The organism is Enterobacter sp. UPMP2060 (genome assembly GCF_053709655.1).
In genome coordinates, this window is record NZ_JBSKJQ010000004.1 from 153,029 (window position 1) to 176,883 (window position 23,855).

General features: G+C 57.9%; 19 protein-coding genes. 15 read left to right on the top strand and 4 right to left on the bottom strand.

Features of this window, described 5'->3' with window-relative positions:
* Window positions 1–4 precede the first annotated feature (4 nt).
* The 3 genes from thiB to thiQ are packed head-to-tail and all read left to right on the top strand — an operon-like array spanning window position 5 to window position 3,259.
* A complete protein-coding gene (gene thiB / locus ACWKXN_RS11515) occupies window positions 5–988 on the top strand; it encodes a thiamine ABC transporter substrate binding subunit (protein WP_047060150.1) in 984 nt (327 codons plus the stop codon).
* Window positions 964–2,574, top strand: a complete 1,611-nt coding sequence (gene thiP / locus ACWKXN_RS11520; RefSeq protein ID WP_094934511.1) for a thiamine/thiamine pyrophosphate ABC transporter permease ThiP — start codon at window positions 964–966, stop codon at window positions 2,572–2,574. Before thiB ends, thiP begins: the two co-directional genes overlap by 25 nt.
* A complete protein-coding gene (thiQ, locus tag ACWKXN_RS11525) occupies window positions 2,558–3,259 on the top strand; it encodes a thiamine ABC transporter ATP-binding protein ThiQ (RefSeq protein ID WP_454543806.1) in 702 nt (233 codons plus the stop codon). The genes thiP and thiQ overlap by 17 nt, the downstream gene beginning before the upstream one ends.
* A gap of 44 nt (window positions 3,260–3,303) precedes the next feature.
* Here the strand turns inward: thiQ and ACWKXN_RS11530 are convergent, their stop codons facing one another.
* Entirely contained in the window at window positions 3,304–4,071 is a 768-nt protein-coding gene (locus ACWKXN_RS11530) for a DedA family protein (protein WP_047060155.1), read from the bottom strand.
* A 128-nt stretch (window positions 4,072–4,199) separates the two neighbouring features.
* Window positions 4,200–5,045: an arabinose operon transcriptional regulator AraC gene (gene araC, locus ACWKXN_RS11535; protein WP_033144615.1), complete on the bottom strand. Its 846-nt coding sequence runs from the start codon at window positions 5,043–5,045 to the stop codon at window positions 4,200–4,202.
* A gap of 337 nt (window positions 5,046–5,382) precedes the next feature.
* Here araC and araB point away from each other — a divergent pair, with 337 nt between their 5' ends.
* The 6 genes from araB (at window position 5,383) to rluA (ending at window position 15,487) form a co-directional block, all read left to right on the top strand.
* Window positions 5,383–7,092 (top strand): ribulokinase, encoded by a 1,710-nt coding sequence (araB, locus tag ACWKXN_RS11540; RefSeq protein WP_454543807.1) that lies wholly within the window; start codon window positions 5,383–5,385, stop codon window positions 7,090–7,092.
* 10 nt (window positions 7,093–7,102) lie between these two features.
* Window positions 7,103–8,605, top strand: a complete 1,503-nt coding sequence (gene araA, locus ACWKXN_RS11545) for an L-arabinose isomerase (protein WP_221702904.1) — start codon at window positions 7,103–7,105, stop codon at window positions 8,603–8,605.
* Window positions 8,606–8,652: 47 nt separating this feature from the next.
* Entirely contained in the window at window positions 8,653–9,348 is a 696-nt protein-coding gene (gene araD / locus ACWKXN_RS11550; protein WP_039260840.1) for an L-ribulose-5-phosphate 4-epimerase, read from the top strand.
* Window positions 9,349–9,422: 74 nt separating this feature from the next.
* Window positions 9,423–11,780 (top strand): DNA polymerase II, encoded by a 2,358-nt coding sequence (gene polB, locus ACWKXN_RS11555; RefSeq protein ID WP_454543808.1) that lies wholly within the window; start codon window positions 9,423–9,425, stop codon window positions 11,778–11,780.
* Between the two features lie 128 nt (window positions 11,781–11,908).
* Window positions 11,909–14,815 carry an RNA polymerase-associated protein RapA gene (gene rapA / locus ACWKXN_RS11560; protein WP_048975045.1) on the top strand — a complete coding sequence of 969 codons (2,907 nt, stop codon included), beginning with the start codon at window positions 11,909–11,911 and terminating at the stop codon, window positions 14,813–14,815.
* 12 nt (window positions 14,816–14,827) lie between these two features.
* Window positions 14,828–15,487: a bifunctional tRNA pseudouridine(32) synthase/23S rRNA pseudouridine(746) synthase RluA gene (rluA, locus tag ACWKXN_RS11565; protein WP_008502014.1), complete on the top strand. Its 660-nt coding sequence runs from the start codon at window positions 14,828–14,830 to the stop codon at window positions 15,485–15,487.
* 29 nt (window positions 15,488–15,516) lie between these two features.
* Here rluA and djlA read toward each other — a convergent pair whose 3' ends face one another.
* Window positions 15,517–16,332 (bottom strand): co-chaperone DjlA, encoded by an 816-nt coding sequence (gene djlA, locus ACWKXN_RS11570; RefSeq protein ID WP_008502016.1) that lies wholly within the window; start codon window positions 16,330–16,332, stop codon window positions 15,517–15,519.
* A 239-nt stretch (window positions 16,333–16,571) separates the two neighbouring features.
* Here djlA and lptD point away from each other — a divergent pair, with 239 nt between their 5' ends.
* From lptD to apaH, 6 genes are read left to right on the top strand one after another with little or no spacing between them, the layout of a single operon-like run.
* The gene (lptD, locus tag ACWKXN_RS11575) at window positions 16,572–18,923 is read left to right on the top strand and encodes an LPS assembly protein LptD (RefSeq protein ID WP_064673219.1); all 2,352 of its coding nucleotides are present in this window, start codon (window positions 16,572–16,574) and stop codon (window positions 18,921–18,923) included.
* Window positions 18,924–18,976: 53 nt separating this feature from the next.
* A complete protein-coding gene (gene surA, locus ACWKXN_RS11580) occupies window positions 18,977–20,263 on the top strand; it encodes a peptidylprolyl isomerase SurA (protein WP_211438455.1) in 1,287 nt (428 codons plus the stop codon).
* Window positions 20,263–21,249 (top strand): 4-hydroxythreonine-4-phosphate dehydrogenase PdxA, encoded by a 987-nt coding sequence (pdxA, locus tag ACWKXN_RS11585; protein WP_182931515.1) that lies wholly within the window; start codon window positions 20,263–20,265, stop codon window positions 21,247–21,249. The genes surA and pdxA overlap by 1 nt, the downstream gene beginning before the upstream one ends.
* Window positions 21,246–22,067 (top strand): 16S rRNA (adenine(1518)-N(6)/adenine(1519)-N(6))-dimethyltransferase RsmA, encoded by an 822-nt coding sequence (gene rsmA, locus ACWKXN_RS11590; protein ID WP_023310362.1) that lies wholly within the window; start codon window positions 21,246–21,248, stop codon window positions 22,065–22,067. The genes pdxA and rsmA overlap by 4 nt, the downstream gene beginning before the upstream one ends.
* A gap of 3 nt (window positions 22,068–22,070) precedes the next feature.
* Window positions 22,071–22,448 carry a Co2+/Mg2+ efflux protein ApaG gene (apaG, locus tag ACWKXN_RS11595; protein WP_023310361.1) on the top strand — a complete coding sequence of 126 codons (378 nt, stop codon included), beginning with the start codon at window positions 22,071–22,073 and terminating at the stop codon, window positions 22,446–22,448.
* Between the two features lie 4 nt (window positions 22,449–22,452).
* On the top strand, window positions 22,453–23,301 hold the full coding sequence (gene apaH, locus ACWKXN_RS11600; protein WP_023310360.1) for a bis(5'-nucleosyl)-tetraphosphatase (symmetrical) ApaH: 849 nt from the start codon (window positions 22,453–22,455) through the stop codon (window positions 23,299–23,301).
* Between the two features lie 39 nt (window positions 23,302–23,340).
* On the opposite strand, the gene folA is transcribed toward apaH, so the two are convergent.
* Complete coding sequence (folA, locus tag ACWKXN_RS11605; protein ID WP_008502023.1) at window positions 23,341–23,820, bottom strand: type 3 dihydrofolate reductase; 480 nt, start codon at window positions 23,818–23,820, stop codon at window positions 23,341–23,343.
* Window positions 23,821–23,855: the final 35 nt, after the last annotated feature.

Sequence of the window (23,855 nt, forward strand, 5' to 3'; positions counted from 1 at the left end):
CAAAGTGTTAAAAAAAGTTCTCCCCCTGCTGGCGCTGTTTGCGCTGCCTGCTTTTGCGAAGCCCGTCCTGACGGTCTACACCTATGACTCCTTCTCTGCCGACTGGGGCCCTGGCCCGGTGGTTAAAAAAGCCTTCGAAGCTGACTGTAACTGCGAGCTGAAGTTCGTGGCGCTGGAAGATGGCGTATCGCTGCTCAACCGTCTGCGCATGGAAGGGAAAAACAGCAAGGCCGACGTGGTGCTCGGGCTGGATAACAACCTGCTGGAAGCCGCCTCGCAAACCAAACTGTTTGCCAAAAGCGGCGTAGCGGCAGAGGCCGTTAACGTGCCGGGCGGCTGGAAAAACGACACCTTTGTGCCGTTCGACTATGGCTACTTTGCTTTTGTTTACGACAAAAATAAGCTGAAAAACCCGCCGAAGAGCCTGAAAGAGCTGGTTGAGAGTGACCAGAAATGGCGCGTGATTTATGAAGATCCGCGCACCAGTACGCCAGGCCTGGGCCTGCTGCTGTGGATGCAAAAGGTTTACGGGGATAAAGCGCCGGAGGCGTGGCAGAAACTGGCCGCCAAAACCGTCACCGTCACCAAAGGCTGGAGCGAAGCCTATGGCCTGTTCCTGAAAGGTGAAAGCGATCTGGTGCTGAGCTACACCACCTCTCCGGCCTACCACATCATCGCCGAGAAGAAAGATAACTATGCTGCCGCTGATTTTGCTGAAGGGCACTATCTGCAGGTGGAAGTCGCCGCGCGTACCGCCGCCAGCAAGCAGCCGGAGCTGGCCGAGAAGTTCCTGAAATTTATGGTTTCACCGGCGTTCCAGAATGCGATTCCCGCAGGCAACTGGATGTATCCGGTCACGAACGTTGCGCTGCCCGCAGGTTTCGAGCAGCTGACCAAACCAAAAACCTCGCTGGAGTTTACGCCGCAGCAGGTCGCCGCGCAGCGTGCAGCATGGGTAAGTGAATGGCAACGCGCCGTCAGCCGTTGATTCCCGGCTGGTTACTTCCCGGGCTGCTCGCCGCCACAGTGATGGTGGCGGTCAGCCTGGGGGCTTTTCTTGCACTGTGGTTCAACGCGCCAGAGAGCGACCTGCTCGCCCTCTGGCACGACAGCTACCTCTGGCACGTTATCCGTTTCTCCTTCTGGCAGGCGTCGCTCTCAGCCCTGCTGTCGGTGCTCCCGGCTATTTTCCTGGCGCGCGCCCTGTATCGGCGGCGCTTCCCCGGCAGGCTGGCACTGCTGCGCCTGTGCGCCATGACGCTGATCCTGCCCGTGCTGGTGGCGGTGTTTGGCATCCTCAGCGTTTACGGTCGCCAGGGCTGGCTGGCTTCGCTGTTCGGCCAGCTTGGTCTGGAATGGTCATTCTCTCCTTACGGCCTGCAGGGCATTCTGCTCGCGCACGTCTTTTTCAATATGCCGATGGCAACGCGCCTTTTTTTACAGGCGCTGGAGAACATTCCCGGCGAGCAGCGGCAGATTGCCGCCCAGCTCGGCATGCGCGGCGTGTCGTTCTTCCGCTTTGTCGAATGGCCATGGTTGCGCCGCCAGCTCCCGCCCGTCGCGGCGTTAATCTTTATGCTCTGCTTTGCCAGCTTTGCCACCGTGCTGTCGCTCGGCGGCGGGCCGCAGGCCACCACCATTGAGCTGGCGATTTACCAGGCGCTGAGTTACGACTACGATCCCGGTCGCGCCGCGCTGCTGGCGATGGTGCAGATGGCGTGCTGCCTTGTGCTGGTGCTGCTGAGCCAGCGGCTGAGTAAAGCCATTCCTGCTGGCAGTAATCAAATAACCGGCTGGCGCGATCCGCAGGACAGCCTGCACAGCCGCGTTACCGATTTTATCCTGATCGCGCTGGCGCTCCTGCTTCTGCTGCCGCCGCTAATGGCCGTTATCGTTGACGGATTGAACCTCAATCTCATCTCCGTCCTGCAACAGCCCGTCCTCTGGCAGGCGACATGGACCTCGCTGCGTATCGCGCTGGCGGCAGGGTTACTGTGCGTCGTGCTAACCATGATGCTGCTGTGGAGCAGCCGTGAACTCTATGCCCGGCAGGCCCAAAAGGCCGGGCAGACGCTGGAGCTGACGGGCATGCTGATTCTGGCGATGCCGGGCATCGTACTGGCGACGGGCTTCTTTTTACTGTTCAACAGCACCATCGGCCTGCCGGAAAGGGCCGACGGCATTGTGATTTTCACCAACGCCCTGATGGCCATTCCTTACGCGCTCAAAGTGCTGGAAAACCCGATGCGCGACGTCAACAGCCGCTACGGTTTGCTGTGCCAGTCGCTGGGCATGCAGGGCTGGCAGCGGCTGAAGGTGGTGGAACTCCGCGCGCTGAAACGTCCGCTGGCGCAGGCGCTGGCGTTTGCCTGCGTGCTGTCGATTGGGGATTTTGGCGTGGTGGCGCTTTTCGGCAATGACGATTTCCGCACGCTGCCATACTGGCTCTATCAGCAAATCGGCTCTTACCGCAGTCAGGACGGCGCGGTCACCGCGCTGTTACTGCTGCTGCTGTGCTTTGCCTTATTTACCGTTATCGAAAAACTTCCGGGGCGTGATGTTAAAACTGACTGATGTAACCTGGCTTTACCAGCATCTGCCGATGCGCTTCACGCTCTCCGCGCGCAAGGGGGAGATGATCGCCGTGCTTGGCCCAAGCGGCGCGGGAAAAAGCACGCTGCTTAATCTGATTGCGGGTTTTCTGCAGCCGGCAAGCGGCGCGATCGTCATTAACAATCACGATCATACCCACACGCCGCCCGCGAAACGTCCGGTCTCGATGCTGTTTCAGGAAAACAACCTGTTTACCCATCTGACGGTGCGGCAAAACATCGCGCTGGGGATGCATCCGGGACTCAGGCTGAACGATGCCCAGCGCCAGAAGCTGGAGATCATTGCCGCCCAGATGGGGATCAACGAGTTCATCGACAGGCTGCCGGGCGAGCTTTCCGGCGGCCAGCGTCAGCGCGTGGCGCTGGCGCGATGCCTGGTGCGCGAGCAGCCGATCCTGCTGCTGGATGAGCCGTTCTCGGCGCTCGATCCCGCGCTGCGCCAGGAGATGCTCGCCCTGGTTCAGGACGTCTGCCAGCGCCAGCAGCTGACGATGCTGATGGTTTCACACAGTATTGAGGATGCCGCCCGCATCGCGCCGCGATCGGTGGTGATTGCCGAAGGGCGTATTTTGTGGGATGGAAAAACAGAAGAACTGCTGAGCGGTAAGGCGGGGGCGTCTTCACTGTTGGGCATTCGTGCCGTCTGATGCCCTCACCCTGCCCCTCTCCCACAGGGAGAGGGAAATCGTCGTTAACGGCTCACCACTTTTAATAAAATCTCGCCGTACACCGGCATCAGCGGGTGACGAATCAGCGCAACCAGGGCTACCACAGCCACGCCAAGCGTCAGCGGGGCCAGCCACAAAAGGCGAGAGCGCGGAAGATAGCGCGTCAGGCGATCGACGCTGGCTTTCCCACTGCGCCACAGTCGCCAGCAGAGCCATGCCGCCAGCCACAGCAGCACAGCCGTACCCAGCAGCAGCCACTTAAACTCACCGCTTTGCATACCGTCAGGAATATCAATGGCAGCACCCGCGAGGATCCCCGGCAGGAAGTAGAACGGCGGCCAGAAGACGCAGCCGATAATGTTCGGCACCACGAATTTCGCGACGGGCAGATCCAGCATCCCCGCCACCATCGGCACCAGCGGACGCGTTGGCCCGACAAAGCGGCCGACGAGGATGGTAAACATGCTGTGCTGATGCAGCGCATGCTCGGTTTTATCCAGCAGGGCTTTGTTCTTTTTCATGAACGACCAGCGGTGCAGCGGCTTCTTAAAGCGCCAGCCCAGCCAGAAGGAGATCCAGTCGCCGAGCAGGCAGCCGATAATCCCGGCCAGCCACGCCTGCCAGAAATTAACCTCGCCGCTGCCAATCAGCGCCCCAAGCCCTGCCATCATCACGGTGCCGGGCAGGATCAGCCCAACCAGCGCCAGCGATTCCAGAAACGCCACCAGCGCCACGGCGATGAGCGAGTACATAACGGACTGGGTAATAAAGTGTTCCAGCAATGCCTGCATAACTATTCCGGTCAGAAAACGAATCAGCGATTCTGCTTAGCGCCCTGCACCGCGTCAAGGCAACAATTGTCTGAATAGTTTACAGGTTGCTTTCTGCATTCACCTGTTTGTTTATCTTTTTTTACCGTTTATTCACATCCCGCGCGGAATTCGCTCGGGCTGGCACCGGTGCACTTTTTAAACACGCGAGAAAAATAGAGCTGATCCTCAAAGCCCACGTTGCGTCCGACGGTGGCAATCGGCATCCGGGTGGTGCTGAGCAGCAGCTTTGCCTGGCTGATGCGCTGATCCTCGCGCCAGCTCAATACGCTGACGCCCAGCTGCTGGCGGAACAGATGCGACAGACGCGACGGCGACAGGCAGACGTGCTGAGCAACGCTGGCGATATCAAACTGGCTATCGGCCAGGTGGTCGCTGATGTACTGGCAGGCGTCGCGCACGCGGTTGTCCAGCGGGGGGTTAAGCGATTCGTTAATCGCCTCCATCCGTCGCAGCAGCAGCTGTTCAAGCAGGTTAATCGCCAGCAGTTCGGCGTAGCGACCACCGGCCTGTCCCGCTTCGATAATCTGCGCAAAAAGCTCGCGAAACTGCCCCAGATGAACCTCATCCGGGCGATAAAAACCGGTATGCGCAAAAATGGCGGGCCACGAAAGCCACTCCTGCCAGTAGGCGCGCGGACGGAAATAGACCCACTGGTGATACCACTCTTTGGCATCCGGATGACGGCCATAGTGGTGGATCTCCCCCGGCGGGAACAGCAGGATATCGCCGGGGCGGCAGACAAACTGCTGGTCACCGTTCTTGATGATCCCTTCCCCTCGCACGGTCAGGTTGAGGATATACCCTTTCATGCCGAGCGGTCGATCGACGTAAAAGTCGAGGTATCCCTCAGCCTCGATAGGGGTCAGTCCCGCCACAAGGTGCGCGTTAAACGAGTATCCCGGCAGCAGGGGATCGTTTTGCGTTTCGGCCATAGATTCAGTTCTCCCAAGGGTCCTGAAGGAAACCAATTGTCCATATCACTAAAAGCAGCTTTAAAATGGCCCGCGAAAAGATCCAAAAAGCATCACGCCGCTTTTACGTCCGCCATGTTTCAGCCTTTCCCCCTGATTTCTCCGCCAGAGCAGGCAGATAACCAGTAACAAAAGTGTCTATAAGTGCGGCAGAAATGTCCACATTGAATATTTGCACGGCGTCACACTTTCCGTTGTAACAGCAATTTAGTCCATAAGATTAGCGGATCCTGCCTGACGACTTTTTTCCCCAGTCTCTAATGTTCTTCCATACCTGTTTTTTCGATGGAGCAACACCATGGCAATTGCGATTGGCCTCGATTTTGGCAGCGATTCGGTTCGCGCGCTGGCAGTGGACTGTACGTCCGGCCAGGAGATAGCAACCAGCGTTGAGTGGTACCCGCGCTGGCAAGAGGGGCGCTACTGTGATGCGCCGAACAACCAGTTCCGTCACCACCCGCGTGACTATATCGAGTCGATGGAAGCGGCGATCAAAACCGTCCTTGCCGAACTGACCGATGCCCAGCGGGCTGAGATTGTCGGAATTGGCGTCGACAGCACCGGCTCCACGCCTGCCCCGGTGGATGCCGAAGGCCGCGTGCTGGCGCTGCGCCCGGAGTTTACCGACAACCCGAACGCCATGTTCGTGCTGTGGAAAGACCACACCGCCGTAGAAGAGGCTGAAGCCATTACGCGCCTGTGCCATCAGCCGGGCAAGACAGACTACTCGCGCTACATCGGCGGGATTTATTCCAGCGAATGGTTCTGGGCCAAGATCCTCCACGTCACCCGTGCCGACGCAGCCGTCGCGCAGGCTGCGGCGTCATGGGTTGAGCTGTGCGACTGGGTGCCTGCCCTGCTCTCCGGCACCACCCGCCCGCAGGATATCCGCCGCGGCCGCTGCAGCGCCGGGCATAAATCCCTGTGGCACGAAAGCTGGGGCGGCCTGCCTCCGGCCGCGTTCTTCGATGAGCTCGACCCGATCCTCAACAAGAGCCTGACGTACCCGCTCTTTACCGACACCTTTACCGCCGATATTCCCGTCGGCACCCTCTGCGAAGAGTGGGCGACGCGCCTCGGCCTGCCGCAGAACGTGGCCATCTCCGGCGGCGCCTTTGACTGCCATATGGGCGCCGTGGGCGCGGGCGCACAGCCAAACACGCTGGTCAAAGTCATCGGGACCTCCACCTGCGACATCCTGACGGCAGATAAAGCCACCGTCGGCGACCGGGCGGTGAAAGGCATCTGCGGCCAGGTTGACGGCAGCGTGGTGCCGGACTTCATCGGTCTTGAAGCCGGTCAGTCCGCGTTTGGCGATATCTACGCCTGGTTTGGTCGCGTGCTCGGCTGGCCGCTGGACCAGCTGGCGGCGGCGCATCCGGAGCTGAAAACCCAGATAGCCGACAGCAAAAAGCAGCTTCTGCCGCAGCTCACCGAAGCCTGGGCAAAAAATCCGTCTCTCGATCACCTGCCGGTGGTGCTGGACTGGTTTAACGGCCGCCGCACGCCGTTTGCCAACCAGCGTCTGAAAGGGGTGATCGCGGATCTCAACCTGGCGACCGACGCCCCTGCGCTGTTCGGCGGTCTGATTGCCGCAACGGCCTTCGGTGCCCGCGCCATTATGGAGTGCTTCACCGGGCAGGGCATCGACGTGAACAACGTGATGGCGCTGGGCGGTATCGCCCGTAAAAACCCGGTGATCATGCAGGCCTGCTGCGACGTGCTGAACCGTCCGCTGCAGATTGTGGCCTCCGATCAGTGCTGCGCGCTGGGCGCGGCGATTTTCGCCGCCGTGGCCGCAGGCGTTCACGCCGACATTCCGACCGCGCAGAAGCATATGGCGAGCGCCGTCGAAAACACGCTTCAGCCGCGTGCCCAGCAGGCGCAACGCTTTGAACAGCTTTATCAGCGCTACCAGCAATGGGCAAAAAGCGCCGAACTTCACTATCTCCCTGTCGCCGCCCCGGCCAAAAGCACCGCGGACACTACGGCAACCCTGACCCATTAAGGACACGATGATGACCATTTTTAATAACTATGAAGTGTGGTTTGTGATTGGCAGCCAGCATCTGTACGGACCGGAAGCGCTGCAGCAGGTGACGAAACACGCGGAGCACGTCGTTAACGCGCTGAACGCGGAAGCTAAACTGCCGTGCAAACTGGTGCTGAAACCGCTGGGCACGACGCCTGACGAAATTACCCACATCTGCCGCGACGCCAACTACGACGATAAATGCGCCGGTCTGGTGGTGTGGCTGCACACCTTCTCACCCGCCAAAATGTGGATCAACGGCCTGTCTATCCTCAACAAACCGCTGCTGCAGTTCCATACCCAGTTCAACGCCTCCCTGCCGTGGGACAGCATCGACATGGACTTTATGAACCTGAACCAGACCGCGCACGGCGGCCGCGAGTTCGGCTTCATCGGCGCGCGTATGCGCCAGCAGCACGCGGTGGTCACCGGCCACTGGCAGGATGGCAAGGCGCAACAGCGTATCGGCTCATGGATGCGTCAGGCGGTCTCTAAGCAGGATACCCGCCATCTGAAAGTGGTGCGTTTCGGCGACAACATGCGTGAAGTGGCGGTCACCGACGGCGACAAAGTGGCCGCGCAGATCAAGTTCGGCTTCTCCGTGAACACCTGGGCCGTGGGCGACCTGGTGCAGGTGGTGAATGAAGTCAGCGACGGCGACGTGAGCGCGCTGGTGGACGAGTACGAAAGCAGCTACCGCCTGACGCCTGCGGCACAAATCAACGGCGACAAGCGTCAGAACGTGCTGGACGCGGCGCGCATCGAGCTGGGCATGAAGCGCTTCCTGGAACAGGGAGGCTTCCACGCCTTTACCACTACCTTTGAAGACCTCCACGGCCTGAAACAGCTGCCGGGTCTGGCGGTACAACGTCTGATGCAGCAGGGCTACGGCTTTGCGGGCGAAGGCGACTGGAAAACTGCCGCTCTGCTTCGCATCATGAAGGTGATGTCGACCGGTCTGCAGGGCGGCACCTCCTTTATGGAGGACTACACCTATCACTTCGAAAACGGCAACGACCTGGTGCTCGGCTCGCACATGCTGGAAGTGTGCCCGACGATCGCCGTGGAAGAGAAACCGATCCTCGACGTGCAGTACCTCGGCATCGGCGGCAAAGCCGATCCGGCGCGTCTGATCTTCAACACCCGTACGGGCCCGGCCATCAACGCCAGCCTGATCGACCTGGGCGATCGCTTCCGCCTGCTGGTGAACTGCGTCGATGCGGTTGAAACGCCGCACTCTCTGCCGAAACTGCCGGTGGCCAACGCCCTGTGGAAAGCACAGCCTGACCTGCCAACCGCCTCAGAGGCCTGGATCCTGGCCGGCGGCGCGCACCACACGGTGTTTAGCCACGCGCTGGATCTGAACGACATGCGTCAGTTCGCCGAGCTGCACGACATAGAGCTGACCGTGATTGATAACGATACCCGCCTGCCCTCCTTCAAAGACGCGCTGCGCTGGAACGAAGTCTATTACGGTTCAAAACGCTAAGTACGGAATGCCCAGTGACGCTACGCTCACCGGGCAGGGAGATAACGATGTTAGACGATCTCAAACGTCAGGTGCTCGAAGCCAACCTGGCGCTGCCGAAACATAATCTGGTCACCCTGACATGGGGCAACGTCAGCGCCGTTGACCGCGAAAAAGGCGTGTTCGTGATTAAGCCTTCCGGCGTGGATTACACGGTGATGACCGCAGACGATATGGTCGTTGTCAGCCTTGAGACCGGCGAAGTTGTCGAAGGTAAGAAAAAACCGTCCTCCGATACGCCGACTCACCGCCTGCTGTATCGGTCATTCCCGACCATCGGCGGCATCGTGCATACCCATTCGCGCCACGCCACCATCTGGGCGCAGGCGGGCCAGTCCATCCCGGCGACCGGCACCACGCACGCGGACTACTTTTACGGCACCATTCCCTGCACGCGTCTGATGACCGACGCCGAGATTAACGGCGAATATGAGTGGGAAACAGGCAACGTGATTGTCGAAACCTTTGAGAAACAGGGGATCGACGCCGCGCAGATGCCCGGCGTGCTGGTGCACTCCCACGGTCCGTTTGCCTGGGGTAAAAACGCAGAGGACGCGGTACATAACGCCATCGTGCTCGAAGAGGTCGCCTATATGGGGATCTTCTGTCGCCAGCTGGCGCCGCAGCTGCCGGATATGCAGCAAACCCTGCTGGATAAGCATTACCTGCGCAAGCACGGTGCGAAGGCCTATTACGGGCAGTAAACTGTATATAAACCCAGCATTAAAATCTTAACCAGGCTATAATCAGGCCTGGTTTTGTTTTCTGGGATAACGGCGTGGCGCAGGCGCAAGAAGGCTTTTTACTGACCCGACACTGGCGGGATACCCCTCAGGGCACCGAGGTCGCGTTCTGGCTGGCAACCGACAGCGGTCCGCTGCACGTTACGCTGCCCCCGCAGGAATCCGTGGCCTTTATTCCTGAAGCCCACGTCGAAAAGGTGAAACAGCTGCTGCGCGGCGAAAACGGCTGGCGTATGACCCCGCTTGAGCTGAAAGATTTCCACCGCCAGCCGGTTTATGGCCTCTACTGTCGCGCCCATCGTCAGCTGATGCGCTATGAAAAGCTGCTCCGCGAGGCGGGTGTGACGCTCTATGAGGCCGATATCCGCCCACCGGAACGCTTTCTGATGGAGCGGTTCATCACCGCCCCCGTCTGGGTCGACGGCACCGCGCAGAGCGGCAGCCTCGTTAACGCGCGCCTGAAGCCGAACCCGCACTACCGCCCGCCGCTGAAGTGGGTCTCCCTGGATATCGAAACCACCCGTCACGGCGAACTGTACTGCATCGGTCTGGAAGGCTGCGGCGATCGGGTTGTCTATATGCTCGGGCCGCCAAATGGCGATGCATCCGCGCTGGATTTCCGGCTTGAGTACGTCAACAGCCGCCCGCAGCTGCTGGAGAAGCTTAACCAGTGGTTTGCCGACAACGATCCCGATGTTCTGATCGGCTGGAACGTGGTGCAGTTCGACCTGCGCGTCCTGCAAAAGCACGCCGAGCGCTACCGCATCCCGCTGATGCTGGGGCGCGGAAACAGCGAGCTGGAATGGCGCGAACACGGTTTTAAGAACGGTGTTTTCTTCGCGCAGGCCAACGGTCGCCTGATTATCGACGGCATCGAGGCGCTTAAGTCCGCCTTCTGGAACTTCTCTTCATTCTCCCTCGAAGCGGTCGCACAGGAGCTGCTTGGCGAAGGCAAATCCATCGACAACCCCTGGGACAGAATGGACGAGATCGACCGGCGCTTTAATGAAGATAAACCGGCGCTTGCCACCTATAACCTGAAAGACTGCGAGCTGGTCACGCAGATTTTCCACAAAACCGAGATTATGCCGTTCCTGCTGGAGCGCGCGACGGTAAACGGCCTGGCGGCAGACAGGCACGGCGGTTCCGTGGCGGCCTTTAGCCACCTCTATTTTCCGCGCATGCACCGGGCGGGATACGTCGCCCCCAACCTCGGGGACGTGCCGCCGCAGGCAAGCCCCGGCGGGTACGTGATGGACTCCCGGCCAGGTTTGTATGACTCGGTGCTGGTGCTGGACTACAAAAGCCTCTACCCGTCGATTATCCGTACCTTCCTGATCGATCCCGTCGGGCTGGTTGAGGGCATGGCCCAGCCGGACGATGAGCACAGCACCGAAGGTTTCCTCGGCGCACGCTTCTCGCGGGAAAAACACTGCCTGCCTGAAATCGTGGGAAACATCTGGCACGGCCGCGATGAGGCCAAGCGCCACGGCAACAAGCCGCTATCACAGGCGCTGAAAATCATTATGAATGCCTTTTACGGCGTGCTGGGCACCAGCGCCTGCCGCTTCTTTGACCCGCGTCTGGCCTCCTCGATCACCATGCGCGGGCACGAGATCATGCGCCAGACCAAAGCGCTGATTGAGTCCCGGGGCTATGACGTCATCTACGGCGACACGGACTCCACCTTTGTGTGGCTTAAGGGCGCGCATTCAGAAGACGACGCCGCGCAAATCGGCAACGCGCTGGTCGCCTTCGTGAACGACTGGTGGCAGGAACATTTGCAGAAAGAGCGGTTAACCAGCGCGCTGGAGCTGGAATTTGAAACCCATTTCGCCCGCTTTTTAATGCCCACCATTCGCGGCACCGATCAGGGCAGCAAGAAGCGCTACGCCGGGCTGATTCAGGAAGGCGACGCGCAGCGGATGGTTTTTAAAGGGCTGGAGACGGTACGTACCGACTGGACGCCGCTGGCGCAGCAGTTCCAGCAGACGCTCTATCTGCGGGTGTTTCGCAATGAGCCGTATCAGGACTACGTGCGCGAGACGATAGCCAGCCTGATGGCGGGCGAACTTGACGCGCAGCTGGTATACCGCAAGCGCCTGCGCCGCCCGCTCGCGGAGTACCAGCGCAACGTTCCTCCGCACGTACGCGCCGCGCGCCTGGCGGATGAAGAAAACGTACGCCGTGGCCGTGCGCCGCAGTATCAAAACCGGGGAACCATCAAATACGTCTGGACCATTAGCGGCCCGGAACCCGTGGATTATCAGCACTCTCCGCTGAATTACGAACACTATCTGACGCGCCAGCTTCAGCCGGTTGCCGACGGAATTTTGCCCTTCATCGACGATGATTTTGCTACACTGGTTACAGGGCAACTTGGCCTATTTTGACGCGTGACGAAATGGCTGCCATCCAGTACCATAGCGCCCTTTCCATTCCTGGACCCATTTTTCGTTGACCGTCTTTTTTGACGGTAGCCGAACTATTGCCTGCAATTAAAGATTAGAGCCGAACAACTATGCCTTTTACACTTGGTCAACGCTGGATCAGCGATACAGAAAGCGAACTTGGACTAGGAACCGTCGTAGCAATCGATACGCGTATGGTTACCCTCCTCTTCCCTGCCACCGGTGAAAACCGTCTGTACGCTCGCAATGACTCCCCTGTTACCCGCGTGATGTTTAATCCGGGTGACACCGTGACCAGCCATGACGGCTGGCAGCTCAAGATTGAAGACGTAAAAGAAGAGAATGGACTGCTCGCCTACATTGGTACTCGTCTTGATACGGATGAAGCCAATGTCATCCTGCGTGAAGTGCTGCTCGACAGCAAACTGGTGTTCAGCAAGCCGCAGGACCGCCTGTTTGCCGGGCAAATCGACCGTATGGATCGCTTCTCCCTGCGCTATCGCGCGCGTAAGTTCCAGAGTGAACAGTACCGCATGCCGTGGAGCGGCCTGCGCGGCCAGCGCACCAGCCTGATCCCCCACCAGCTAAACATCGCCCACGACGTGGGTCGTCGCCACGCGCCGCGCGTGCTGCTGGCAGATGAAGTGGGCCTGGGTAAAACCATCGAAGCGGGCATGATCCTGCATCAACAGCTGCTTTCCGGCGCTGCCGAACGCGTGCTGATCGTGGTGCCAGAAACCCTGCAGCACCAGTGGCTGGTTGAGATGCTGCGCCGCTTTAACCTGCGTTTTTCCCTGTTCGATGACGAACGCTATGCCGAAGCGCAGCACGACGCCGACAACCCGTTTGAAACCGAACAGCTGGTGATTTGTTCCCTGGACTTCGTGCGCCGCAGCAAGCAGCGTCTTGAGCATCTGTGCGATGCCGAGTGGGACATTATGGTTGTTGACGAAGCGCACCACCTGGTCTGGAGCGAAGACGCGCCGAGCCGCGAATACATGGCTATCGAGCAGCTTGCGGAACGCGTTCCTGGCGTCCTGCTGCTGACCGCAACGCCGGAGCAGCTGGGTCTGGAAAGCCACTTCGCCCGTCTGCGCCTGCTCGATCCAAACCGTTTCCACGACTTTGCGCAGTTCGTGGAAGAACAGAATAACTACCGTCCGGTCGCGGATGCCGTCGCCATGCTGCTGGCGGGCAAGCGTCTTTCTGATGACGAACTCAACACCCTGAGCGATCTGATTGGCGAGCAGGATATCGAGCCGCTTTTGCAGGCTGCGAACAGCGACAGCGACAACGCGGAATCCGCGCGTAAAGAGCTGATCGACATGCTGATGGATCGCCACGGTACCAGCCGCGTGCTGTTCCGTAACACCCGTAACGGCGTCAAAGGCTTCCCGAAACGCGAGCTGCATACGATTAAGCTGCCGCTGCCGACGCAGTATCAGACGGCGATTAAAGTCTCCGGCATTATGGGTGCGCGCAAAACCCAGGAAGAGCGCGCCCGCGACATGCTTTATCCGGAACAAATCTACCAGGAGTTTGAAGGCGATACCGGCACCTGGTGGAACTTCGATCCGCGCGTGGAGTGGCTGATGGGCTACCTGACCGCGCACCGCTCCCAGAAAGTGCTGGTGATCTGCGCCAAAGCGGCCACCGCGCTGCAGCTGGAGCAGGTTCTGCGCGAGCGTGAAGGCATTCGCGCCGCCGTGTTCCACGAAGGCATGTCCATCGTCGAGCGCGACCGCGCCGCGGCGTGGTTCGGAGAAGAGGACAGCGGCGCACAGGTTCTGCTGTGCTCGGAAATCGGCTCTGAAGGCCGTAACTTCCAGTTCGCCAGCAACCTGGTGATGTTCGATCTGCCGTTTAACCCGGATCTGCTCGAGCAGCGCATCGGCCGTCTGGATCGTATCGGCCAGGCGCATGATATTCAGATCCACGTGCCGTATCTCGAAAAAACCGCGCAGTCCGTGCTGGTACGCTGGTTCCACGAAGGTCTGGACGCGTTTGAACATACCTGCCCGACGGGCCGCACCATTTATGATCAAGTGCATGGCGATCTGATCGGCTACCTGGCCGCGCCGGAAAACGCGGAAGGGTTTGATGAGCTGATCAAGTCCTGCCGTGAGAAGCACGACGCGCTGAAAGCGCAGCTGGAGCAGGGCCGCGACCGCCTGCTGGAGATCCACTCCAACGGCGGTGAAAAAGCGCAGGCGCTGGCTGAGAGTATTGAAGAACAGGATGATGACACCAGCCTGATCAGCTTCTCCATGAACCTGTTCGACATCGTCGGCATCAACCAGGACGACCGCGGCGAGAACCTGATTGTCCTGACCCCGTCCGATCACATGCTGGTTCCGGATTTCCCGGGCCTGCCGGAAGATGGCTGTACCATCACCTTTGAGCGTGACGTGGCGCTGTCCCGTGAAGATGCCCAGTTTATCACCTGGGAACACCCGCTGATCCGCAACGGTCTGGACCTGATCCTCTCCGGCGATACCGGCAGCAGCACCATCTCCCTGTTGAAAAACAAGGCGCTGCCGGTGGGCACCCTGCTGGTGGAGCTGATCTACGTTGTGGAAGCGCAGGCGCCGAAACAGCTGCAGCTCACCCGCTTCCTGCCGCCAACGCCCGTCCGCCTGCTGCTGGACAAAAACGGCACGAACCTGGCGGGACAGGTTGAATTCGAGAGTTTCAACCGACAGCTGAGCGCGGTAAACCGCCACACGGGCAGCAAGCTGGTGAACGCGGTACAGCAGGATGTGCACGCTATTCTGCAACTGGGCGAAACCCAGATTGAAAAAGCGGCCAGAGCGCTGATTGACGCCGCGCGCAGTGAAGCCGACGAGAAACTGTCTGCGGAGCTGTCCCGTCTGGAAGCGTTAAAAGCGGTCAACCCGAACATCCGCGACGACGAGCTGGCGGCGATTGAAAGCAACCGTCAGCAGGTGCTGGAAAGCCTGAATCAGGCTGGCTGGCGTCTGGATGCCCTGCGTCTTATCGTTGTGACGCATCAGTAAACGGAGCGCAAGATGGTGATGGAGCCTTACAATCCGCCTCAGGATCCCTGGCTGGTCATTCTGTATCAGGATGAACACATTATGGTGGTCAACAAGCCCAGCGGCCTGTTGTCCGTGCCGGGGCGTCTGGACGAGCACAAAGACAGCGTGATGACGCGCATTCAGCGCGATTATCCGCAGGCGGAGTCTGTCCATCGCCTGGATATGGCCACCAGCGGCGTGATTGTGGTGGCGCTGAACAAAGCGGCGGAACGCGAGTTAAAGCGCCAGTTCCGCGAGCGCGAGCCGAAAAAGCAGTATGTCGCCCGCGTCTGGGGCCACCCCGCGCAGGCGGAAGGGCTGGTAGATTTACCGCTGATCTGCGACTGGCCAAACCGGCCTAAGCAGAAGGTGTGTTACGAAACCGGCAAGGCCGCGCAGACCGAGTACGAAGTGCTGGAGTACGCGCCGGATAATACCGCGCGCGTCCTGCTTAAGCCGATTACCGGACGTTCGCACCAGCTGCGCGTGCATATGCTCGCCCTGGGTCATCCGATTCTGGGCGACCGCTTCTACGCGCCGCCTGAAGCGCTGGCCTTAGCGCCACGTCTGCAGCTGCACGCGCAGACGCTCACCATCACCCATCCGGCCTTCGGTAACGCGATGACGTTTAAAGCCCCGGTGGACTTCTAAAAAAAAGCCCGACATCGTCGGGCTTTTTTTTATTTGAAACCTTTCTTCTCTTTAATGAGCTCGTACGCCTTCTGGATTTCCTGCGCTTTTTGCTTCGCCATCTCCATCATTTCTGGCGGTAAGCCTTTCGCGACCAGTTTGTCCGGATGGTGTTCGCTCATGAGCTTACGATAGGCACGTTTAATCGTGGTCTGATCGTCAGAGGGCTTAACGCCAAGCACGTTGCAGGCGTCTTCCAGCGTCGGACCACGCTGCGCCTGCTGCCAGGCACCGCCGGACGACTGCTGGTGATAACCGCCGCCAAACTGCGCCCCGCCCTGCATCATGCGCAGGAACTGGTCGAACTGCATGCGGGAGATGCCCAGCTCTTCCGCAATGACGTACAGCACGTCACGTTCATTAGGGTGAAGTGAACCGTCTGCGAAAGCCGCCTGGATTTGAATTTCCAGAAACATCCGAATTAAATCAAAACGTCCGAAGCAGATGCTGCGGAACTGACGCATTTTTTCGCGAAGCGGATAATTATCCGACTTACCGATGCGAAACGCATTTTGCGCTTCCAGACGGGAGTCGCCGTGCAGGTTCATGCGATCCATAAAGACGCTGGCAATCTGAATATCGGCTTCTGTGACACGCCCTTTGGATTTGGTTAAGTGCCCCATGACCTCAAAGGTGGTGGAGAAAAAGAGTGACTGACGCTCGCGCTGATTGGCAAACCAGGCCATTTTGCGGCTGCGCGCCTTATCAAACATATGGCCGATAATAAGCCCAAGCACAATCCCCCAGAACCCGGCACCCATGATGATGGCGAACGCAACGCCGATTATTTTACCCCAATACTGCATATACTCCCCGGATAGTCATATTCCTGGCCGACGCAACGTCATCATCACTGTGTTCAAGTCACGGTCAATTGAAGGACATCGCCTATAATTTGCTTTATCATACTCGTCATTCGATAGCGAGCCTAACACTCTGGCACGCAAACGGGCAGGATTAACGCTGGTACTGCGCAGATGAGTAAGATAGTCTCTGAGCGTTTGTAAGCCGTAGCCACTGATGACGGAACAATAAAATACAACGTATGAAAAAACGTATCCCCACCCTCCTGGCCACAATGATTGGCTCCGCCCTGTACAGTCAACAGGGGCTGGCGGCCGATCTCGCCTCGCAGTGTATGCTTGGCGTTCCAAGTTATAATCGCCCACTGGTGAGTGGCGATACAAATAGCTTGCCGGTAACCATTACTGCCGACAGTTCGAAAGGGACTTACCCTGACAATGCCACCTTTACGGGCAATGTCGATATTAACCAGGGCAATAGCCGCCTGCAGGCAGATGAAGTGCAATTGCACCAGAAACAGCCGGAAGGTGCGGCCGAGCCGGTACGAACGGTGGATGCGCTGGGTAATGTGCACTATGACGACAATCAGGTCATCCTGAAAGGTCCGAAAGCCTGGTCAAACCTGAATACTAAAGATACTAACGTCTGGAAAGGTGATTACCAGATGGTGGGTCGCCAGGGGCGCGGCGACGCTGACCTGATGAAACAGCGCGGTGAAAACCGCTATACGATCCTGGAAAACGGCACGTTCACGTCATGTCTGCCGGGTTCGAATACCTGGAGCGTGGTCGGTAGCGAAGTTATCCATGACCGCGAAGAACAGGTCGCAGAGATCTGGAACGCCCGCTTTAAGCTGGGCCCTGTACCCATATTCTACAGCCCTTATCTACAGCTACCCGTGGGTGACAAACGCCGCTCCGGTTTCCTGATCCCGAATGCCAAATACAGCACGTCGAACTACTTTGAGTTCTACCTGCCGTATTACTGGAACATCGCGCCAAACATGGATGCGACGATCACGCCGCACTATATCCACAAGCGCGGCAACATCATGTGGGAGAACGAGTTCCGCTATCTGACCCACGCCGGTGCGGGTCTGATGGAGCTGGATTATCTGCCGTCGGATAAAGTCTTCCAGGACGAGCATCCGACCGAAGGCGATAAACACCGCTGGATGTATTTCTGGCAGCATTCTGGGGTGATGGATCAGGTCTGGCGTTTTAACGTTAACTACACCAAGGTCAGTGACCCGAACTACTTTAACGATTTCTCGTCAAAATACGGTTCGAGTACCGACGGTTATGCCACGCAGATCTTCAGCGTTGGCTATGCGGTGCAGAACTTCGATGCGACGGTAACCAACAAGCAGTTCCAGGTGTTCTCCAGCCAGACCGCGAGTACCTATGGTGCCGAGCCGCAGCTGGACGTTAACTGGTACCAGAATGACGTGGGTCCGTTCGACACCCGTATTTATGGTCAGGCGGTGCATTTTGTAAACACCAATTCCAATATGCCGGAAGCCACCCGAGTTCACCTGGAGCCCGTCATCAACTTGCCATGGTCGAATGACTGGGCAAGCCTGAATACGGAAGCCAAGCTGATGGCGACACACTATCAGCAAAAAAATATTGATGATTACAACACCAGCAACAACGCTCATCTTGAGGAAAGCGTAAACCGTACGCTTCCACAGTTCAAAATGGATGGTAAGCTGATCTTCGAACGCAATATGGGACTTCTGGCGGATGGCTATACCCAGACGCTGGAGCCACGTATGCAGTACCTGTACGTGCCTTATCGCGATCAGAGCAACATCAATAACTATGACTCCTCTTTACTGCAATCTGATTACAGCGGCCTGTTCCGCGACCGTACCTACGGTGGCCTTGACCGCATCGCCTCAGCGAACCAGTTAACGACCGGGGTCACATCACGCGTTTATGATGACGCTGCCGTTGAACGTTTTAACGTTTCTGTTGGTCAAATCTACTATTTCACCGAGTCTCGCACCGGCGATGACAATATTAAGTGGGAGAAAGATAACAAGACAGGTTCGCTGATTTGGGCTGGTGATACCTACTGGCGTATGACCGATCGTTGGGGTCTTCGCGGTGGCGTGCAATATGACACCCGTCTCGACAATATCGCCAACAGTACGGCGGCGATTGAGTACCGCCGGGATGAAGATCGTATGGTGCAGTTGACCTATCGTTATGCCAGCCCGGAATATATTCAGGCAACGTTACCAAACTATGGTACTGCAGAGCAGTATAAAGACGGTATTTCGCAGGTGGGTGGCGCAGCGAGCTGGCCAATCGCCGACCGCTGGTCAATCGTAGGCGCTTACTACTTTGACACTAACGCCAATAAACCTGCTGACCAGATGGTGGGTCTGCAATATAACTCCTGCTGTTACGCGCTGCGTGTCGGCTACGAACGCAAGCTTAACGGCTGGAACAGTGAAAACAATCAGAGCAAATACGATAACGTGATTGGCTTTAACTTCGAGTTACGCGGCCTGAGTTCCAACTACGGTCTGGGTACGCAGAAAATGCTGCGCTCGAATATTCTGCCGTACAGTAGCGCCTTGTAATGTGCTTGATTTGCAACGTAATCCGCTTTGCGGTTAATTGAAATGGAAAAAGTATGAAGAACTGGAAAACGCTGCTGCTCGGTGTCGCTATGGTTGCGAATACCAGCTTCGCCGCCCCCCAGGTTGTTGATAAAGTCGCTGCTGTGGTTAACAACGGCGTCGTGCTTGAAAGTGACGTTGACGGTCTGATGAAATCGGTGAAGCTCAATTCGGGCGAAGCCGGTCAACAGCTTCCGGATGACGCTACGCTGCGCCACCAGATCCTGGAGCGTCTGATCATGGATCAGATCGTTCTGCAGATGGGGCAGAAAATGGGTGTGAAGATCACTGACGAGCAGCTCGATCAGGCGATCGCTAACATCGCGAAGCAGAACAATATGTCTTTAGACCAGATGCGCAGCCGTCTGGCCTATGACGGCATCAGCTACGCCACTTACCGGAACCAGATCCGTAAAGAGATGCTGATTTCGGAAGTGCGTAACAACGAAGTGCGTCGCCGCGTCACGATCCTGCCTCAGGAAGTGGACGCGCTGGCAAAACAGGTGGGCAACCAGAACGATGCGAGCACAGAGCTGAACCTGAGCCACATTCTGATCCCACTGCCAGAGAACCCAACGTCAGATCAGGCTGCGGAAGCAGAAAGCCAGGCGCGTTCGATTGTTGAACAGGCGCGTAACGGCGGCGACTTTGGCAAGCTGGCAATCACCTACTCCGCTGACCAACAGGCGCTGAAAGGCGGCCAGATGGGCTGGGGACGTATTCAGGAGCTGCCATCTATCTTTGCCCAGGCGCTGAGCACGGCGAAGAAAGGGGATATCGTTGGTCCTATCCGTTCAGGCGTGGGCTTCCACATTCTGAAGGTGAACGATCTGCGCGGCCAGAGCCAAAATATCTCCGTCACCGAAGTTCACGCTCGCCACATACTTCTGAAACCGTCACCGATCCTGACTGACGATCAGGCGCGTGTGAAGCTGGAACAGATCGCAGCTGACATTAAGAGCGGTAAAACCTCATTTGCGAAGGCAGCAAAAGAGTTCTCTCAGGATCCAGGCTCTGCTAACCAGGGCGGCGATCTGGGCTGGGCGGCTGCGGATATTTACGATCCTGCCTTCCGCGACGCGTTGATGAAGCTGAACAAAGGCCAGATCAGCGCGCCGGTCCACTCTTCATTTGGCTGGCATCTGATCGAGCTGATGGACACCCGTAACGTTGATAAAACGGATGCGGCACAGAAAGACAGAGCCTACCGTATGCTGTTTAACCGTAAGTTCTCTGAAGAAGCCGCAACCTGGATGCAGGAACAACGCGCCAGCGCTTACGTGAAAGTTCTGAGCAACTAATGAAACAGCATCGTGTTGTTATCACGCCCGGCGAACCCGCCGGGATTGGGCCTGACCTCGTTGTCCAGCTCGCCCAGAGCAGCTGGCCGGTAGAACTGGTTGTCTGCGCCGATGCAACACTGTTACAAGACCGGGCAACGCTGCTCGGTCTGCCTTTAACGCTCATCCCTTACGTTGAAGGCCAACAGCCTGCACCTCAGCAAGCCGGTACGCTCACCCTTCTTTCAGTTCCCCTTCGTACGCCGGTCATACCGGGCCAGCTCAGCACGGAAAACGGCCACTATGTCGTTGAAACCCTGGCGCGCGCCTGCGACGGTTGCCTGAAGGGCGAATTTGCCGCCCTGATCACCGGCCCCGTCCACAAAGGCGTCATCAACGAAGCGGGTATACCCTTTACCGGGCATACGGAGTTCTTCGAAGAGCGCTCGCACAGCCCGAAAGTGGTGATGATGCTGGCGACGGAGGAAATGCGCGTTGCGCTGGTGACTACCCATCTGCCGATCAAAGCCATTCCTGATGCGATCACCCCTGAGCTCCTGCGCGAGATCATCGGGATTTTGCACCACGATCTGCAGACAAAGTTTGGGATCCCGCAGCCGCACGTGCTGGTCTGCGGCCTGAATCCGCACGCCGGTGAAGGCGGGCACATGGGCACCGAAGAGATCGACACCATCATTCCGGTACTCAACGAAATGCGGGCGAAGGGGATGAACCTCAGCGGGCCGCTGCCTGCAGATACCCTTTTCCAGCCGAAATACCTGGATAATGCCGACGCCGTGCTCGCGATGTACCACGATCAGGGCCTGCCCGTGCTAAAATACCAGGGCTTTGGCCGCGGGGTGAATATCACCCTCGGTTTACCCTTTATTCGAACGTCCGTTGACCACGGTACTGCGCTGGATCTGGCAGGCCAGGGGAAAGCGGATGTCGGCAGTTTTATTACGGCGCTTAATCTCGCCATCAAAATGATTGTTAATACTCAATGACTAATCGAGTCCATCAGGGCCACTTAGCCCGTAAACGTTTCGGGCAAAACTTCCTTAACGATCAGTTCGTGATCGAAAGCATTGTCTCGGCTATTAATCCGCAAAAAGGTCAGGCGATGGTCGAAATCGGCCCGGGCCTTGCCGCGCTGACCGAGCCGGTAGGCGAACGCCTCGACGAGCTGACCGTCATCGAACTGGACCGCGATCTGGCCGCACGCCTGCAAACGCACCCGTTCCTCGGGCCGAAGCTGACCATCTATCAGCAGGACGCCATGACCATGAACTTTGGCGAGCTGTCGGAAAAAATGGGCCAGCCGCTGCGCGTCTTCGGCAACCTGCCGTACAACATCTCCACGCCGCTCATGTTCCACCTCTTTAGCTATACTGATGCCATTGCCGACATGCACTTCATGTTGCAAAAAGAGGTTGTTAACCGTCTGGTTGCAGGCCCGAACAGTAAAGCGTATGGTCGTTTAAGCGTGATGGCACAGTATTACTGCAACGTGATCCCGGTACTCGAAGTACCGCCGTCAGCGTTCACACCACCACCAAAAGTGGATTCAGCGGTTGTGCGCCTTGTGCCGCACAAAACGAAACCGTATCCGGTTAAAGATCTGCGCGTACTGAGCCGCATTACCACAGAAGCCTTTAACCAGCGCCGTAAAACGATCCGTAACAGCCTGAGCAATTCGTTTACCGTTGAGGTGTTAGCCGAGCTGGGGATTGACCCGGCAATGCGTGCGGAGAACATTTCCGTAGAGCAGTACTGCAAGCTGGCTAATTACATCAGCGATAATGCGCCGCCGAAGGAGAGTTAAGCCATGATTGATTCGCCCCGCGTATGTGTCCATGTACAAAGCGTCTATGTTGAATCACAGTCCTCACCGGACGAAGAACGTTTTGTTTTCGCTTACACCGTGACCATTCGCAATCTGGGGCGGATGCCCGTGCAGCTGCGCGGGCGCTACTGGCTTATCACTAACGGCAATGGCCGCGAAATCGAAGTTCAGGGCGAAGGTGTGGTCGGTGAACAGCCCCACATCGCCCCTGGCGAAGAGTATCAGTACACCAGCGGCGCGGTGATTGAAACGCCGATGGGTACCATGCAGGGCCATTATGAAATGGTCGACGTCGATGGCAATGATTTCCGCGTTGCCATTCCTGTGTTCCGTCTCGCCGTAACCACACTCATTCATTAATCTAATGTCTACATATCTGATTGGCGACGTTCACGGTTGCTACGATGAACTGATCGCATTATTAAAACAGGTCGACTTTACGCCAGGACAGGACACGCTCTGGCTGACGGGCGATTTAGTCGCGCGTGGCCCCGGCTCCCTTGAAGTATTACGTTTCGTCAAATCGCTGGGCGACAGCGTCCGCATGGTGCTGGGCAATCACGATCTGCATCTGCTGGCGGTTTTCGCCGGGATCAGCCGCAACAAACCTAAAGATCGCCTCACCCCACTGCTGGATGCGCCGGACGCGGACGATCTGATTAACTGGCTGCGCCGTCAGCCCCTGCTGCAGATCGACGAAGAGAAAAAGCTGGTCATGGCGCATGCCGGAATCACCCCGCAATGGGATCTTGAGACAGCGAAAACCTGCGCGCGTGACGTTGAGGCGGTGCTGGCAAGCGACTCGTATCCTTTCTTCCTCGATGCCATGTACGGCGATATGCCGAACCACTGGAGCGAGGATCTCAGCGGTCTGGCCCGTCTGCGCTTTATCACCAACGCGTTCACCCGCATGCGCTTCTGCTTCCCGAACGGACAGCTGGATATGTATTCCAAAGAGACGCCGGAAAGCGCGCCCGCTCCGCTGAAACCGTGGTTTGCCATTCCGGGACCGGTGACAAGCGAGTACAGCGTGGTATTTGGCCACTGGGCTGCACTGGAAGGAAAAGGAACACCGGAAGGGATTTACGGTCTGGATACCGGATGCTGCTGGGGCGGAGAGTTAACCTGCTTACGCTGGGAAGATAAAGCTTACTTTGTGCAGCCGTCCAACCGACAGCTGGACCTGGGGGAAAGCGAGGCCGTTGCCTCCTGATACGTAATTCCCTCTCCCGGCCGGGAGAGGGAAAATCACTTAACGACGTTCCAGAATCTCGAAGCAGTAGCTGTGGGAGTTCTGTGCATCCGCGTCGTGGAATTCGCTGAATACCGATTCCCACTCGTCCGGATCGTAGTCCGGGAAATGAGTATCCCCTTCCACTTCTGCATCAATGTGGGTCAGATACAGCTTCTGCGCTTTTGGCAGGAACTGCTCGTACACGCGCCCACCGCCAATCACCATGATCTCTTCGGCATTACCGCATGCAGCAATTGCCTCGTCGACTGATTTTACCCATTCGACGCGATCGTCAGTGCCCGGCTGGCTGCTGATAACGATATTCTTACGGCCCGGCAATGGACGACCAATCGACTCCCAGGTCAGGCGGCCCATCACTACCGGCTTGTTTAACGTAGTACGTTTAAACCATGCGAGATCGGCAGGCAGGTTCCACGGCATGGCATTTTCCATACCGATAACGCGGTCCACCGCCAGCGCTGCAATCAGACTGATCATTGAAAATTTCCCGGATGCAAAAAATTGCCGCCACT